General features: G+C 59.7%; 12 protein-coding genes and 2 pseudogenes. 10 read left to right on the forward strand and 4 right to left on the reverse strand.

The genetic code is table 11. The annotated features are described in order from the left end of the window. Positions 1-19: 19 nt before the first annotated feature. Both DLM86_RS24630 and DLM86_RS24635 read right to left on the reverse strand, forming a co-directional pair. Positions 20-346, reverse strand: coding sequence for a dehydrogenase (locus DLM86_RS24630; protein ID WP_110842721.1), 327 nt, complete (start codon positions 344-346; stop codon positions 20-22). A gap of 83 nt (positions 347-429) precedes the next feature. Continuing rightward, the gene (locus DLM86_RS24635) at positions 430-918 is read right to left on the reverse strand and encodes a cupredoxin domain-containing protein (RefSeq protein WP_245954880.1); all 489 of its coding nucleotides are present in this window, start codon (positions 916-918) and stop codon (positions 430-432) included. 189 nt (positions 919-1,107) lie between these two features. Between DLM86_RS24635 and DLM86_RS24640 the strand changes: the two genes are divergently transcribed. From DLM86_RS24640 to DLM86_RS24670, 8 genes and pseudogenes are all read left to right on the forward strand, one after another. After that, complete coding sequence (locus DLM86_RS24640) at positions 1,108-2,223, forward strand: YncE family protein (RefSeq protein WP_110842722.1); 1,116 nt, start codon at positions 1,108-1,110, stop codon at positions 2,221-2,223. Between the two features lie 154 nt (positions 2,224-2,377). Further along, positions 2,378-4,234, forward strand: a complete 1,857-nt coding sequence (locus DLM86_RS32520; RefSeq protein WP_110842723.1) for a glycosyltransferase — start codon at positions 2,378-2,380, stop codon at positions 4,232-4,234. Between the two features lie 15 nt (positions 4,235-4,249). Beyond that, the gene (locus tag DLM86_RS24650; protein ID WP_110842724.1) at positions 4,250-5,689 is read left to right on the forward strand and encodes a class I SAM-dependent methyltransferase; all 1,440 of its coding nucleotides are present in this window, start codon (positions 4,250-4,252) and stop codon (positions 5,687-5,689) included. Positions 5,690-5,856: 167 nt separating this feature from the next. Next, positions 5,857-7,089, forward strand: a complete 1,233-nt coding sequence (locus tag DLM86_RS24655; protein ID WP_158289650.1) for a YheC/YheD family endospore coat-associated protein — start codon at positions 5,857-5,859, stop codon at positions 7,087-7,089. A 300-nt stretch (positions 7,090-7,389) separates the two neighbouring features. Next, positions 7,390-8,001, forward strand: a pseudogene (gene uptA / locus DLM86_RS32845) (undecaprenyl phosphate transporter UptA); the annotation flags it as partial. A gap of 117 nt (positions 8,002-8,118) precedes the next feature. Then, positions 8,119-8,598, forward strand: a pseudogene (locus DLM86_RS32850) (nuclease-related domain-containing protein); the annotation flags it as partial. Between the two features lie 187 nt (positions 8,599-8,785). Beyond that, positions 8,786-9,352, forward strand: coding sequence for a thioredoxin family protein (locus DLM86_RS24665; protein WP_110842726.1), 567 nt, complete (start codon positions 8,786-8,788; stop codon positions 9,350-9,352). 13 nt (positions 9,353-9,365) lie between these two features. After that, a complete protein-coding gene (locus DLM86_RS24670) occupies positions 9,366-9,989 on the forward strand; it encodes an MBL fold metallo-hydrolase (RefSeq protein ID WP_110842727.1) in 624 nt (207 codons plus the stop codon). Positions 9,990-10,068: 79 nt separating this feature from the next. Here DLM86_RS24670 and DLM86_RS24675 read toward each other — a convergent pair whose 3' ends face one another. Together DLM86_RS24675 and DLM86_RS24680 are read right to left on the reverse strand one after the other, a co-directional pair. Further along, positions 10,069-10,818 carry a suppressor of fused domain protein gene (locus DLM86_RS24675; protein ID WP_110842728.1) on the reverse strand — a complete coding sequence of 250 codons (750 nt, stop codon included), beginning with the start codon at positions 10,816-10,818 and terminating at the stop codon, positions 10,069-10,071. Between the two features lie 132 nt (positions 10,819-10,950). Next, entirely contained in the window at positions 10,951-11,745 is a 795-nt protein-coding gene (locus tag DLM86_RS24680) for a helix-turn-helix transcriptional regulator (protein WP_110842729.1), read from the reverse strand. Between the two features lie 152 nt (positions 11,746-11,897). Between DLM86_RS24680 and pyk the strand changes: the two genes are divergently transcribed. Next, entirely contained in the window at positions 11,898-13,319 is a 1,422-nt protein-coding gene (pyk, locus tag DLM86_RS24685) for a pyruvate kinase (RefSeq protein ID WP_110842730.1), read from the forward strand. Between the two features lie 113 nt (positions 13,320-13,432). Continuing rightward, positions 13,433-13,936 carry an NUDIX domain-containing protein gene (locus DLM86_RS24690; RefSeq protein WP_110842731.1) on the forward strand — a complete coding sequence of 168 codons (504 nt, stop codon included), beginning with the start codon at positions 13,433-13,435 and terminating at the stop codon, positions 13,934-13,936. Positions 13,937-14,145: the final 209 nt, after the last annotated feature.

Raw genomic sequence — 14,145 nt, forward strand, 5'->3', positions numbered from 1 at the left:
GCATGCGGATAGGCGCCGATCAGCCGCCGAACGCGTCGCGGAACGCCCGGGACAAGTCGTCGGCGTCCACGTTCCACAGCTTCGCGATGTCGTCGCGGACGTGTTCGTCCCACCAATCGGACAACAGTTTCCGGTTGCTGCCGTTTTCCGCGATATAGGTCAAATGCTGCACCACTTTTTTCAAATACAGCTCCTCCGCCTCGGCCATTCGATCCGGAGGAACCCACAGCTTCAGCCGTTTCGCCGTCCGGTACAGCTCCCGGTTGCAAGCCCGGCGTATTTTGCGCAACGTCGGCAGCGCTTGGCTGTGCTTCTCGCTATGCTTCTCGCCTGCAGGATACGTCATGCCGCATCATCCGCTCCTCTCTGCTACCACAGTATGCAGGGGACGGCGAATGGGCTACTGCGGCGGGGCGGTGCCACTTGCGGTCAATCGACGACGATATAGCCGATCATCGGCCCGTTCTGGGCCATGTCCGGATGAGTCAGGCAAATGATCCGGTATATGCCTTCTTTGTCGGCCTTGAACGACACGACGGTTTCCCGGCCTTTCTTCACCTCGCCCTTGATGCCGAGCCCTTCGATGATGAACGGGTGACTGGCGCCGTTGACGCCGAGGATGCTCAGCTTCACCTTCTCTCCCTTGTTCACGTAGACGGTGCCTGGGTCCCACCGGTACGCCTCGATTTCTTTGCCGTCCTCCGTCGTCGACTTGAACTCCCCCGTTACGAGATGAACGGTACGTTCCGTAACGGCCGTCCCCGAGACCGACTTCGCTTCCTCCTGCCGGGCGTACAGCACGTATGCCGCGGCCAGGATGACGAGGCCGACCGCGAGCAGCAGATGCTTTTTCTTCAACACGAAGACGTTGATCGAAGCCGGCCGCTTCGGATCCCGCTGCGATGGTCCGTTCGCCAAACGATTCTCCTCCTTTGTTCCCGCCTGCTTGTCTGTCCTTCTTCCCTATTAACGTATGTGAAGGCTTGTTCCGGCATGACAGGAGTTGGGCGGGTTCTCGGATTCGCGATAACCGTGAGAGAAGTCCATTTCAGGTTCCGTCGAATTGAATATAGATATTGAAGCTCACCCACAAAGGAGGCATTTGTAATGGGCATAAGGCCAAGGCCAACCCCGTCATCACCGCCGCCGCCACCGGCACCATCATCACCACCGTCTTCATCGCCATCGCCGCCACCACCACCGCCACCACCACCGTCACCACCGCCGCCTACACCGCCAATCACGTCCGAAACGCAACCGAGCACGCCGCCGCCGCCACCACCGCCGCCACCGCCGCCGTCGTTTAATCGAATCTTTGTAGCCAACCTGGACAGCGATACGGTTTCCGTCATTGACGGGGCAAGCAACATCGTTATAGCGACGGTCCCGGTCGGCGACGGCCCTGCTCCATTCGGCATGACCGCCAATACGGCGACCAACCGCGTTTATGTACCGAATGTCGACAGCGGCAACGTATCCGTGATCGACGGCGTCGCGAATACCGTCGTGGCTACGGTCGCCTTCGCCGAATTCTCCAATCCGAGCGGCGCGGCTTCCAATCCGGCAACGAATCGGATCTATGTGACCGATCAAAATTTCGACACCGTCTCTATCATTGACGGCGGCAGCAACCTGATTGCGGCTACGCTGACGCTTCCGCTTGCTTCCGTTCCGGCCCCCATCGCCGTCAATCCGGCCACCAACCGGATTTACGTCGTCAATAACAATGCGGACACCGTTTCGGTCGTCGACGGAACCACCAATATTTTCTTGGCTACGATTCCCGTCGGCGTCAATCCGGTTTCGATCGACATCAATCCGGCGACCAATCGAATCTATGTCGCCAATGCTTTTGCGGTAGCCTCCCCCTTGCCGGATACGGTATCGGTCATCGACGGCGCGACCAACGTCATTGTGGCGACGGTAACCGTCGGCCCCGACCCGTTCGGCGTCGCCGTCAATCCGGTTACCAACCGCATCTATGCGGCCAATCAAGCGACCGGCGACAGCGTATCGGTTATCGACGGAACGACCAATCAGGTGATCGCCACCATCCCCGTCGGCGACGATCCGCGCGGTTTGGCGGTAAACCCGGTGACAAACCGAATTTATGTTCCGAATCAGAACGATTCCACCGTATCGGTTATCGACGGAACGAATAACGCGATTATAGCGACGATAACCGTCGGTCTCTCCCCGAGCTATATAACCGTCATCCCTTAGCGGCAGCCGGAATCGAAGCAAGGCCGCGATCGTCGGAAACAGGCTCCCGGACACCGTTCCGGCAGCCTTCTTTCGTCTGCGGACTTTATCAGGCAGGCGGGCCGGCAAGTGTCGGCACCCTTCTTCCTCGCATAAACTGATACGGGGGGATGGCATGAAAACAAGCATCATCATCGTGACCCACAACGGACTGGATTTGACCAAGCGATGCCTCGAAAGCATTCGTGCCCATACGCCGGAAGAACACGAGATCATTCTGGTCGACAACGCCTCTACCGACGGGACGACAGCATACATCCGTACGCTGCCGGACGTAACGGCCGTTTTTCACTCCGACAATCTCGGTTTCGCGAAAGGGTGCAATGCGGGGATCGGCCACTCCACCGGGGACAACATCCTCTTTTTAAACAACGATACCGTGGTGACCGAAAATTGGCTGGGCAATATGCTGCGCACGCTCTACAGCGACGAGGGGATCGGCATGGTCGGACCCGTCAGCAATTTTTGCAGCGGTCCGCAGCAAGTACCGGCCGCTTATACCGATCTTGACGGCCTCGAACGCTTCGCGAGGGAACGCGCCAAGCATCATGCGGGTCTTTCGCGGCGCTTGAACCGGCTGGTCGGCTTTTGTCTGCTTGTCAAGCGAAGCGTGCTTGACGATATCGGTCCGTTCGACGAACGATACGGGATCGGAACGTGCGAGGACGACGATCTGTGTCTTCGTGCCGTCCGACAAGGATATGCGCTGCTCGTCGCCCTCGATTCGTTCGTGCATCATGTCGGGCATGCCGCTTTCCGGGAAGCCGGCATCGATATGATGGGATTAATCCGGGAAAACAAGCGGAAAGCGGCCGAGAAATGGGGCGGCGATATTCATGAGCTGCTCCTCGCCGAAGAAAACGGACGGAAGTCCATTACGATCAGCCTTTGCATGATCGTAAAAAACGAAGAGCGGACGTTGGCGAGGTGCCTGGAGTCGGTCCGCGAAGCCGTCGACGAAATCGTGATCGTGGATACGGGGTCTACCGATCGGACCAAAGAGATCGCCAGCCGATTTACGCATCGGGTCGTCGATTTCGAGTGGATCGACGATTTCGCGGCCGCCCGCAATTTCGCTTTCGACCAGGCCGCGATGGACTATATCCTGTGGCTGGATGCGGACGACGTGCTGCTGCCGCAGGAATGCGCCAAGCTGATCGGCCTCAAGCGATCGTTCGATCCGACGGTGGACGCGGTCTCGATGGCATACAGCTGCGCCGTTGACGAGGCGGGCCGAGGGATCCTGAATGTACGCCGTATCCGGCTGGTGAGACGGTCGAAGAACTATCGCTGGCACGGAGCCGTGCACGAGGATTTGACGGTCTGCGGAACGGTGCTGGACAGCGACATTGTCATTACGCATCGGCAGGAACATGGAAGAACGGACCGGAATTTGCGTATATTCGAGAAGCTGGCGGAACGGGGCGCACCGTTGACGAAGCGCGACCTTTTCCATTACGCCAGGGAGCTGCATACGAATCGGCGTTACGATCAAGCGGTTCGGGCGTACCTGCAATTTCTGGATTGCGAAGGGATTTCCCCGGAGGACCGCATCTTCGTATGCGGCACGTTGGCGGATTGTTACCACCACCTGGGCGATTGCGACCGGGAGCTGGATTGGGCGTTCCGTTCGTTTCGATACGGGATGCCGCGTCCGCCGATTTGCTGCCGCATCGGGTATCATTTCCTGAACAAAGACGAACTTCAGCAAGCCATCTTCTGGTATAAGCTGGCGGTCGAGGCTCCGCCACCGGCAAACCGCTGGGCGATCGACAACGTGCCGAGCCGGACGTGGCTGCCTCATATGCAGCTTGCCCATTGTTATTTCCGAGCTGGCGATTACGACCAGGCATACCGGCACAATCAGCTTGCGCTCGACTTCCGTCCGAACGACGAACATATCCGCGGCCATATGAAGCTGTGCCGGGAACGGCTGGGGGCGCAGACGGCTGTGGACCCGACGTTGGCCTAAGAGGAGGAACGCGGCATGAAAACCGAATCGGCGGGCAAACGGTTTGCGGTACATGTGCTGCTGTTCGACTGCCAGGACAGCCTCTTGACGATGATCGAGAACTGCGGTCCGTTCGTCGAGAAAATCTACGTCGCTTACAGCGAAGTCCCTTGGCGGTACAACCCGCAAGCGAGAGCTGGCTTTCGAAATACGGCCGATCCGGAACGATTGAAGCGGTCGGCGTATGCGGGCAAAATCGAGCTGATCACCGGCATCTGGGACTGGGAGCACGAGCAAAGGAACGCATGCCTGCAAAAAGCGAAGGAGGACGGCATCGATTTCCTCATCGTACAGGATGCCGACGAATATTACACGTACGCCGACTACGATCGAATGATCCGGCAAATCGGCGAGCACCCGGATTACGATTACTATGTCGCGCCGTGGTGCACGTTTTGGAAAACGTGGGACTACATTTTGGAAAATGAGACCGGCTCGATCGTCCACGGCTATCCGAATGTGGCCGTCAACTGCAGGCGCGACGTCAAGTTTCATCATCTGAGGCTGCTGAGTCCAGAGGCAACCGACGTGATGCGGCTGGACGCTTTATGTTTTCACGGCAGCTACGTGCTCACCGATGAGGAAGTTTACCGCAAAATCCATACTTGGGGACATGCGCTCGACTTTGACCGCGAGGCCTGGTATCGGTCGAAATGGCTGAGTTGGTCGGAGGAGGTCGAAGATCTGCATCCCACCCATCCGCGGGTATGGAAAAGGGCCGTCCCCTTTACCGGCACGCTGCCGGAGGTGCTCTCCCGCCGCAAGCTTTCGAACGCCGCCGAGTCTGCGCGGACCTCGGACGCCCGATCGGGCAATCCGGCCGGACTGAGGCTGCACTTGGGCTGCGGGGAGCATCGGATGGAGGGCATGGTCAACTGCGATTGCCGACGCACCTCGGCGACGGACCTGGTCACGGACTGCGCGACGCTTACGCCCTTTCGCGATGACAGTGCGGATTTGATCTTTTCCAACGCTTTTTTCGAGCACCTGTTCGTGTTTCAGCAGCTCGATCATTTGAAAAACTGCCGCAGGGTGCTGCGGGACGATGCGCCCCTCGTCTATCTCGGCATTCCGGACTTTGAAATCGTAGCGGACGCCTACTTGCGACAATTGCCGGGTATCACTGGGGAACGATTCGACCTGTATCACGTCTACCGGTATACGCACGGCGATCCGGAACAAACGCCGGATTGGTGGCTGCAGCAGCTTCACAAATCGCTTTTTGACAAACGTTACGTCGACAGCTTGCTGGAAGCGGCCGGTTTCAAGAGCCGCGTCGTGTTCAACTACCGGTATCCGGGCGAAGACATTCCGCTTTGTTTAGGCTTTGTGGCTTACAAGAACCCGCATCCCATCGATCTTCGGGAGGTGTTGTCGCCGTTTCGGCCATACCTGGGGGGCGTTCCTGACGGATGAGACCTTCAGGGGGCCCGCTCCTGCATTTTCATCGGAAAAGAGGGTGATTCGGGTTGTATATCCAATGGATTCCCGAGATGAAGCCCGATCAAATTCGGCTTCCCGGTCACTGTGACGCTTCTATCGTCTCCGCGACTTTGCTTCGTTTCGGACAATGGAGACGACAAATGCGCGTAACCCGGTGCGACCGTCTGCCGCAGGGGACGATCGGACTATCCGCTCAATTGAAAAAGGACGTGACGATTCCCGATTCGCTGCCTTACGAGATGTACGCCGACGGGACGAATCTGCATCTTGGACCGGTCATCGCCCTCCTGGTCGCCGAGCAAGGGCTCACTCCCAAAACCTTACACGAGTACCGCGGATACTTGGCGGATTACGAGGCGATCAAGGGGCTTATTTATCTTTGTTCCTTGAACGGGATAAACCCCGGGCAAAAAACGATAGAAGGGTACTGCTACAACCCGAAGGCCGGCGGGGAGGGAGCTCCGTGGCGCAAAGGCATATTTCCCTACCCGGACGTCGTCTACAGGAGAATAAGGGTCAGCCGAAGCAAACGGTATGACGATTTGCTTGCGCATACCGGCGGGAAAATTTTCAACGCTTACTATTTGAACAAGTGGGAGCTGTGGGACTCCATCCGGTCCCATCCTCCGATCGGCGGACATTTGCCGCATACCCGACTGCTGGATCACCCCAGAAGCTTGAAGGAAATGCTGGCATCGTACGGGTCCGTCTATTTAAAACCGGCCACCGGTTCGATGGGGAAAGGAATCGTCAAGCTGGACAAGAGCTCCGACGGCTATTTGTTTTGGAACCGGCACAAGGCGAAGACGTTCGCAAGCAGTGAGAACAAAGCATGGGCATGGATCAGGCGCATCCGAAAGGGCAAGAAGTATTTGATTCAACAATCCGTAGCGATGACGTATCAGAATAAGCATGTCGACTTCAGAGTCATCCTGCAAAAAAACGGCGGCGGGCAATGGATCTGTTCGGGAATCATCGCGCGGTACGGCTTGGACGGCAGATTTTATACCAACGACATCAGCTCGATCAGCCCGGGCAGGGACGCCTTGCGTACGGTGTTTCGATTAACCGAGGAGGAAGTGATAAGGAAAGAAGCGGAAATGATCTCGATTTGCACGACGGCCTGTCAATTCATCGAACAGAAGTACGGGCCTTTCGGCGATGTGGGACTCGACGTTTCGGTAGACGAGAACTTGAAAGTATGGCTCCTGGAAATCAACAGCTGCCATCAGCATACGATCCCTTACTACCTGAACGATCTTGACATGTATCGCAAGGTTATTACCCTGCCGTTGGAGTACGCCAAATCGTGGGCGGGATTTACGGAGGAAAATATTGCAAGGCTGCGGCTGATCGACGCCGGACCCGGATAACGGGTCGGGTCATGCGGCCGTACAATCGGAGCACTGCGGTCGGCGGGCTCCGTTTTTTCGTTCGAGTCCGGCGCCTCGTGACGGGGCGACATGGTACAAGCCCGCACCGGGCGGGGTATCCTCCGGTCCCATACGTAAGGTCAAGCGGGTTGAATCGGGAAAGGGGCACCGGACTTTCGGCGGGGTGCGGGAATGTTTGCCTTTATGGTAGAATAGGCTGGACAACAGGAGCTTGCACAGGAAGTCCGGCGGAAGGATCGTACGTCCGCGGCCTATTATCGGGAGGAAAGTTGGGAACGGATGAGCGCGTGGATTCATGGCATTGTCGATACGGTGTTGGCTTGGCTGACCGACCTGGGGTACTGGGGCATCATGTTCGGGTTGATGATCGAAATTATTCCGAGCGAGATCGTGCTCGCGTTCGGCGGCTACTTGGTGTATATGGGCGAAATCAACTATTGGCTCGCCGTCGTCTTCGGTACCGTAGGCGGGGTGATCGCGCAAATATTCGTCTACTGGATCGGACGATACGGCGGCAGGCCGGTGCTGGAGCGGTTCGGCAAATATATTTTCATTAACCGGCACCATATCGAGGTGTCGGAAAATTGGTTCAACAAATACGGGACGGGCGTCATCTTCACGGCCCGGTTCATTCCCGTCGTCCGCCACGCGATATCGGTGCCGGCGGGCATGGCGCGAATGCCGCTGTCCAAGTTCACGCTTCTGACGACGCTCGCGGTGATCCCGTGGTCGATGCTGTTCGTCTACTTGGGCATGACGCTCGGGGAAAATTGGAAAAACATCGACGAGAAGGCTTCCGAGTACGTGAACGAGCTGATGTGGGGAGCGGTCGCGCTGACCGTCCTGTACGCCGTCTATTTGCTGTACAAACGGTCCAAGCGCAAAGCGGCGGAGTCGGCGGCGCGCGCGGGAACGAACGCCGCCGTCGGACCGGCGGCAAGCGCGGAAGCCGCAGGCACGGATGCGGGCGCCGCGAATGACGCGGCTGCCGGGGGGGCCGCGGACGACGCGGTGGCGTGGGCGCTTCAGGCGGCGGGTGGCGAGTACCGCGTGCTGAACGGGCGGACGGTTCGTTCCGGCGAGACGGTGCAGGCGATCGGCCATATCGTCGTCGGCCCGAACGGCGTGTTCCACATCGATGCCCGCGAGGAAGCGGGAGACGTCCGGCTCGGAGAAGCCGGGGCCGCGCAGGGGGATTCGGGGCGGCCGAAGGAGGAGCCGACGGCCCGGGCGTACCGTCACGAATTCGTGCTGAAAGATTTGCTCCGGCGCCACGGCATCGCCGCGGACGTCGTCGGCATTCTCTGCTTCACGCATCCCGACGCCCGGCTGTCCGGCAAAAGCCCGGCTTTCGCCGCGCTGACCCCGGAGCGGCTCGTCGACGCCATCCGGTCGCACCGGGCGAAGCATCCGCTTGCCGGCGGCCAGGTGGACGCGATCGCGAAGCTGATCGAGGAGAGCGGGACGCCGACGGGCGCGGCCCGGTAGGCGGAAACGGGAAGACGAGGAAGCGCGGCGAAGGACGGCTCTGCGATCGGAGCCGTCCTTTTTGGCGTCCGTTTATGTCGGCCGGATCCGCTCACGGGGGATTCCCCGGCAGCTTCGCCGCCGCATGGTGAATCCTCCGCTTTTTTGCTAAAATGAGGGAGGCACCATACCGAAGGAGGGAAACGCGATGAGCAAAAATTTGGCCGACAAGCTGGGCAAAGGCTTGACGCCGCAGCAGTTTATCGATGCCATGACGAAAAACCAGGACAAGTTCCTCGATTGGTACAACCGGTTCGAATGGAGCTCCGACGACGAGCGCGAGTTTTTCGAATCGCTTTCGAACCGCGACGATTTGCGCTGCCTCATTCTCGCGGCGGATTGGTGCGGCGACGTCGTCCGCAACGTGCCCGTCGTGTTCCGCGCCTTGGAAAACGCCGGCATGCCCGTCGAAGTGCTGATCATGGAAGAGCATCTCGATACGATGGACCAGTTTCTGACGATGGGCGGCCGTTCGATCCCGGTCGTCATTTTCGCCGATACGGGCGGCTTCGTGCTCGGTACATGGGGACCGCGGCCGAAGCACGTGCAGGAAGCGATGATCGCGTTCAAGCAAAATAACCCGGACCGCAACGCGCCGGATTACGAGGACAATCTCAAGGCGACCCGCGCCGAGATTTTGGCCCGTTACGGCGAAGGCACCGACTACCAGAAGACGATCACGGCGGAGCTTCGCGCTTTGCTGTCGACGTTTTGACGAGAGGGAACCGATGCTGCACATCGAAACATTCTCGCTCGGACCGCTGCAGACGAACGCGTACTTGCTGTCGAACGCCGACCGGACCAAAGGGTTCGTCATCGATCCCGGCATGAATCCGAAGCCGCTGTTCAAACGGATCGAGACGATGGACATCGAGGCGATCGTCCTGACGCACGCGCATTTCGACCATATCGGCGGCGTGGACGAGCTGCGCAAATGGAAAAAATGCCCGGTTTACGTACACGACGCGGAAGCCGACTGGCTGACCGACCCGAAGAAGAACGGCTCCGCCCGCTGGCCCGAGCTCGGCGCCCTGATCGAAACCGATCCCGCCGAATACGCGCTGGACGAAGGGCAGACGCTTACGCTGCTCGGGGAAACGTTCCGCGTCTTTCACACGCCGGGCCATTCGCCGGGAAGCGTCAGCCTGCTGTACGGCGACAAGCTGTTCGCCGGCGACGTGCTGTTCCGGCTGTCGGTCGGCCGGACCGACCTGCCCGGCGGCAGCCAGCGCGAGCTGCTGGAATCGATTCACGGCACGCTGTTCGACCTGCCGGACGACGTGAAGGTGTACCCGGGCCACGGCCCGGCGACGACGATCGGCTACGAGAAGCAAAACAACCCGTACGTTTGAGGCGCGGACGGCAAGGGCCGCTCCGCACGGCAAAAAGCTTTGCACGCCCCGACCGGGCGATGCAAAGCTTTTTTAATCGTTACGCACAAGTATTTTTCCGTTTCGGGTTTAAGACCAGCGCGTCGTTGCCCAGCTCGAACAGCTTCTCCATCAACGCTTCCATGCCGTACTCCAGCTTGTACTCCATCTCTTCTCTATATAGCGGAACGAGGAAGTAGGCATGAACCTTATTTCCGTCCTTGGTCGGAATGACGCTCAGATCGTCGTCAAGCTTATAAAGGACTACGCCGTTTAATCCGGTGCCTTCGGCATACGGCTCGTACTCCCGGTAGTTCGGAATCGTATGTCCGTAGCTCAGCCACGTGTTGTATTGATGCGGAAAACGCGCGAGCTGCTTCATCAACCGAATCGGCCAGTAATTGTTGTCGTCTTTAAACGCCTGTTCGCTCATTTCCCATGAGGTCGGAAGGAAGATCATCAGCTCCGCCCGGTCGATGCCGTCTCCCAGCTCTTCCAGTATCTCCTCGGGCAGAGTCATCGGCAGGTCGCTCATCCCCGTCGTGTACAAAATCCAAAACGGCTCCCGCTCCGTCGGCTCCATCACATTCACATCGATATGTACGAGATCGGATATGATTTCGTGAAAAACACCGCATGTTCTGTTCGGAAACGCGCGCATGAAATGATCGACGATTTCTTCCGTATACTCCATGGGAGCCGGAGCCGTATAGCCGTTATCTTCATTCCCGTCATAGCTGTAAATCACCGTGCCGTCCTTTGCCGTTTCTCCGTTGTTTTTACCGCCGAACAGCTTTTTAAAGAAACTCATCCCAAACCGCTCCTTGTGTGATCAAATTAACCCGCATCTCCGTCTCATCATACCACAATGATCCTTCGGGCCGCTTTAGTGCGTTAGTCGGACTTGGCGACCGCAGTTACCGCCGGCCGGCGCCGCCTTCGCTCAATCCGCGGAAAAGTCCCGTTCGGCGATTAGCTCCGACGGCGTTCGTCCGGTCAGCTTTTTGAACATGCGGTAAAAGTACGACGGGTCGGCGTACCCGACATACTCCGCAATTTCCGCCACCGTCAGCCGCGAATGACGCAGCATGTACTGCGCCGTCTTGATGCGGGCGGCATGGACGCTCTCGCCGATCGTCTGCCCCGTTACGCGGCGGAACAAGGTGGCGGCGTAGTTCGGGCTTTTGCCGATCGCCTCGGCGAGGCGCTCCTTCGTCACCGGCTCGCGGTGATGGAGCTGGATGTAGCCGCGCATCGTCTCCGCGAGCCGCATCGTCTCGCCGCCCGGGCACCCTCGGTCGAGCTCACGGCTCGCGTGGACGAGCGTCTCCAGCAGGAGCGCCTGGGCCATCGTTTCCCGGTAAGGGAGCCGCTCGGTCCATTGGTCGTAGATCGTCTTCATCCGGTCGGCGAGCAGGTCGTACAGACCGGTTTTCCATTTCACGTACGGGTGCGCGTCCAGAACGGAAAGCGGCGTCGGTTTCAGGGAGCCGGGCGCCGCCCGGAAGGCGACGACGTATTTTTCCTGCAGCAGCGTCGGGATGCTTTTGCCGTAAAACGACGCCCGGTCCGACAGCAGCAGCGCGTCTCCTTTCTCCGCCACGACTTTCCGCCCCTCGATCCAATAGACGCAGGAGCCGTACGTGACGAGCACGAAGGAACGGACCGGAGACGTCGCGTCCGACTCCGCGAACCAGCGCGTCCCCTTGTCCCGGCGCACGTCGGCGATTTCGAGCATGGCGTTCCTCCTTCCATCGAAAAACCACCGTACTATGATGCATATAGCGTACCATGTTTCATGGCGGATGTCTCCCCGGCAGGCGTACAATGAAAGGAAACCAATCCCTCATCATCTCACACGACGAGGAACCAAAGGAGATTACAACGGACATGCGCAAAACGAAAATCGTCTGCACGATGGGTCCGTCCTGCGATTCGGTGGACGTCTTGAAGGACATGATTCGCGCCGGGATGAACGTGGCCCGGATGAATATGGCGCACGGCAGCTTGGAGGATCACGCGGCCCGCATCGAGCGGGTGCGCCGGGCGTCGGAGGAGACGGGCGTCTACGTGGCCGTCTTGATGGATATCAAAGGGCCGGAGGTGCGCATCGGCACGCTGGCCGAGCCGTTTTACGATTTGGCGGAGGGCGGCACGCTTATTTTGACGACGGAGCAGGTCGCGGGCGACGGACGCCGCGTATCGGTCAACTATCCGGATTTGCCGCGGGACGTGAAGCCGGGCTCGCGCATTTTGATCGACGACGGGCTGATCGGGCTCGAGGTCGAGCAGGCCGAAGGAACCGAGGTCGTCTGCCGCATCGTCAACGGAGGCCGGCTGAAGCCGCGCAAGGGCGTCAACCTGCCGGGCATCCGTACGTCGCTGCCGGGCGTCACCGAGCGGGACGTTCAGCATATCGCATTCGGCGTCGAACAGAAGGTGGACATTATCGCGGCGTCGTTCGTCCGCAAGGCGGCGGACATCGTCCAAATCCGCGAGCTGCTCGAAGGGCACGGAGCCGGGCACGTGAAGATCGTCTCGAAGATCGAGAACGAGGAAGGCGTCGAGAACTTGAGCGAAATATTGGCCGTATCGGACGGCATTATGGTCGCCCGCGGCGACTTGGGCGTGGAAATTCCGGTCGAGGACGTGCCGATCGTGCAGAAGCAAATGATCCGCGCCTGCAACGCCGCCGGCAAGCCGGTCATTACGGCGACGCACATGCTCGAGTCGATGCAGGCGAACCCGCGTCCGACGCGCGCGGAGGCGAGCGACGTCTCCAACGCGGTGCTGGACGGGACGGACGCCGTCATGCTGTCCGGCGAGACGGCCGCCGGCAAATACCCGGTCGAGTCGGTCGCGACGATGGCCGCCATCGTGTGCAAGACGGAATCGATCTTGCCGTACCGCGAATCGTTCGAGCGGAAAATCGCGCTTCACCCGACCAACGTCACCGAGGTGATCAGCCAATCGGTCGTAGGGGCGTCGCTCGATTTGACGCCGAAGGCGATCGTGGCGCCGACGGAAACCGGCTTCACCGCGCGCATGATTTCGAAATATCGCCCGGAGGCGCCGATCATCGCCGTCACGACGAACGCCGAGGTGCTCGGCGGACTCGCGCTCGTCTGGGGCGTCGTCCCGGTTCAAGGCAAGCCGGAGCCGACGACGGACGAGGTGCTCGCGTCGTCGCTGCGGAGCGGCGTCGACGCCGGTCTGCTGCAGCCGGGCGACACGGTCATCGTATCCGCGGGCGTGCCGGTCGGCCGGAGCGGGGCGACGAACCTGATGAAGATCGTCGAGGTTCCGGCCTAACTGGAAGAGCGGTGCGGCTTTTTCGCTGCGGGACGGAGGAATCGGGGACGCCGGCGTGGAATGGTAACGTCGGGAACAGGGCTTGATTTCGGACGGCGAACGGAGGGAACCGCATGTCATCGATTCGGGTGCAAGTATCGTGCATCGCCGTACGCGACGGGCAGATCGCGATGATCAAGAAGCTGAATCCGGCTTACAAAACGTACGGCCTCTACATCCCGCCCGGCGGGCACGTGGAGCGCTTCGAGACGATCGAGCAGGCGTGCGCGCGCGAAATGCGCGAAGAGACGGGGCTTGACGTAGCGGATTTGGAAACCGTCGGGGCGATTACGTTTTTGAACGAAGAATACGACTACCACGCCGTCTGCTTCCTGCTGCTCGCGCATCAGGTTAGCGGGACGCTGGCGACGACGGAGCCGGACAAGCAGACGGCGCATTGGGTTGCGCTCGACGGGATCGGGAGCAACGGGATGGTGCCGGGGTATCACCGCGATTTTTTGGCTCACCTTTTTGCAGGGCGAGGGTTCATGAACGGCCGCGTGGAATGGCGGCAGCCGGGCGGTCCGGCCGAGTGGACGATCGTGCGGAGCGCTTCGGCGAATGCGCCGACGGCTTGATGAGGAACGCGGCTCGAAGTCCGAAGGGATGCGGGCTGGGACGAATGGAGCGGGACTGCTGCGGAATCCCCCGTTATGACGGGACGTTTTCGTTGCGGTCCCGCTCTTTTTCGGCTTATAATCAGCTAGCTGATTGGTCGGTACCAAAACAAGGAGGGACGTCCGTGAGAGTGCGGTTGGGCGGTCGCCCATTTGCCCCGGCGTCCGTC

It is taken from the genome of Paenibacillus flagellatus (assembly GCF_003217775.1).
GTDB classification, from domain to species: domain Bacteria; phylum Bacillota; class Bacilli; order Paenibacillales; family NBRC-103111; genus Paenibacillus_AB; species Paenibacillus_AB flagellatus.

What these genes read in the sequence shown, in the direction of transcription:
- DLM86_RS24655 (WP_158289650.1), top strand. Translation starts at nt 5,857, where the DNA reads ATGCGCGTAACCCGGTGCGACCGTCTGCCGCAGGGGACGATCGGACTA.
- DLM86_RS24650 (WP_110842724.1), top strand. Translation starts at nt 4,250, where the DNA reads ATGAAAACCGAATCGGCGGGCAAACGGTTTGCGGTACATGTGCTGCTG.
- DLM86_RS24675 (WP_110842728.1), bottom strand. Translation starts at nt 10,818, where the DNA reads ATGAGTTTCTTTAAAAAGCTGTTCGGCGGTAAAAACAACGGAGAAACG.
- DLM86_RS24640 (WP_110842722.1), top strand. Translation starts at nt 1,108, where the DNA reads ATGGGCATAAGGCCAAGGCCAACCCCGTCATCACCGCCGCCGCCACCG.
- pyk (WP_110842730.1), top strand. Translation starts at nt 11,898, where the DNA reads ATGCGCAAAACGAAAATCGTCTGCACGATGGGTCCGTCCTGCGATTCG.
- DLM86_RS32520 (WP_110842723.1), top strand. Translation starts at nt 2,378, where the DNA reads ATGAAAACAAGCATCATCATCGTGACCCACAACGGACTGGATTTGACC.
- DLM86_RS24670 (WP_110842727.1), top strand. Translation starts at nt 9,366, where the DNA reads ATGCTGCACATCGAAACATTCTCGCTCGGACCGCTGCAGACGAACGCG.
- DLM86_RS24630 (WP_110842721.1), bottom strand. Translation starts at nt 346, where the DNA reads ATGACGTATCCTGCAGGCGAGAAGCATAGCGAGAAGCACAGCCAAGCG.
- DLM86_RS24665 (WP_110842726.1), top strand. Translation starts at nt 8,786, where the DNA reads ATGAGCAAAAATTTGGCCGACAAGCTGGGCAAAGGCTTGACGCCGCAG.
- DLM86_RS24680 (WP_110842729.1), bottom strand. Translation starts at nt 11,745, where the DNA reads ATGCTCGAAATCGCCGACGTGCGCCGGGACAAGGGGACGCGCTGGTTC.
- DLM86_RS24690 (WP_110842731.1), top strand. Translation starts at nt 13,433, where the DNA reads ATGTCATCGATTCGGGTGCAAGTATCGTGCATCGCCGTACGCGACGGG.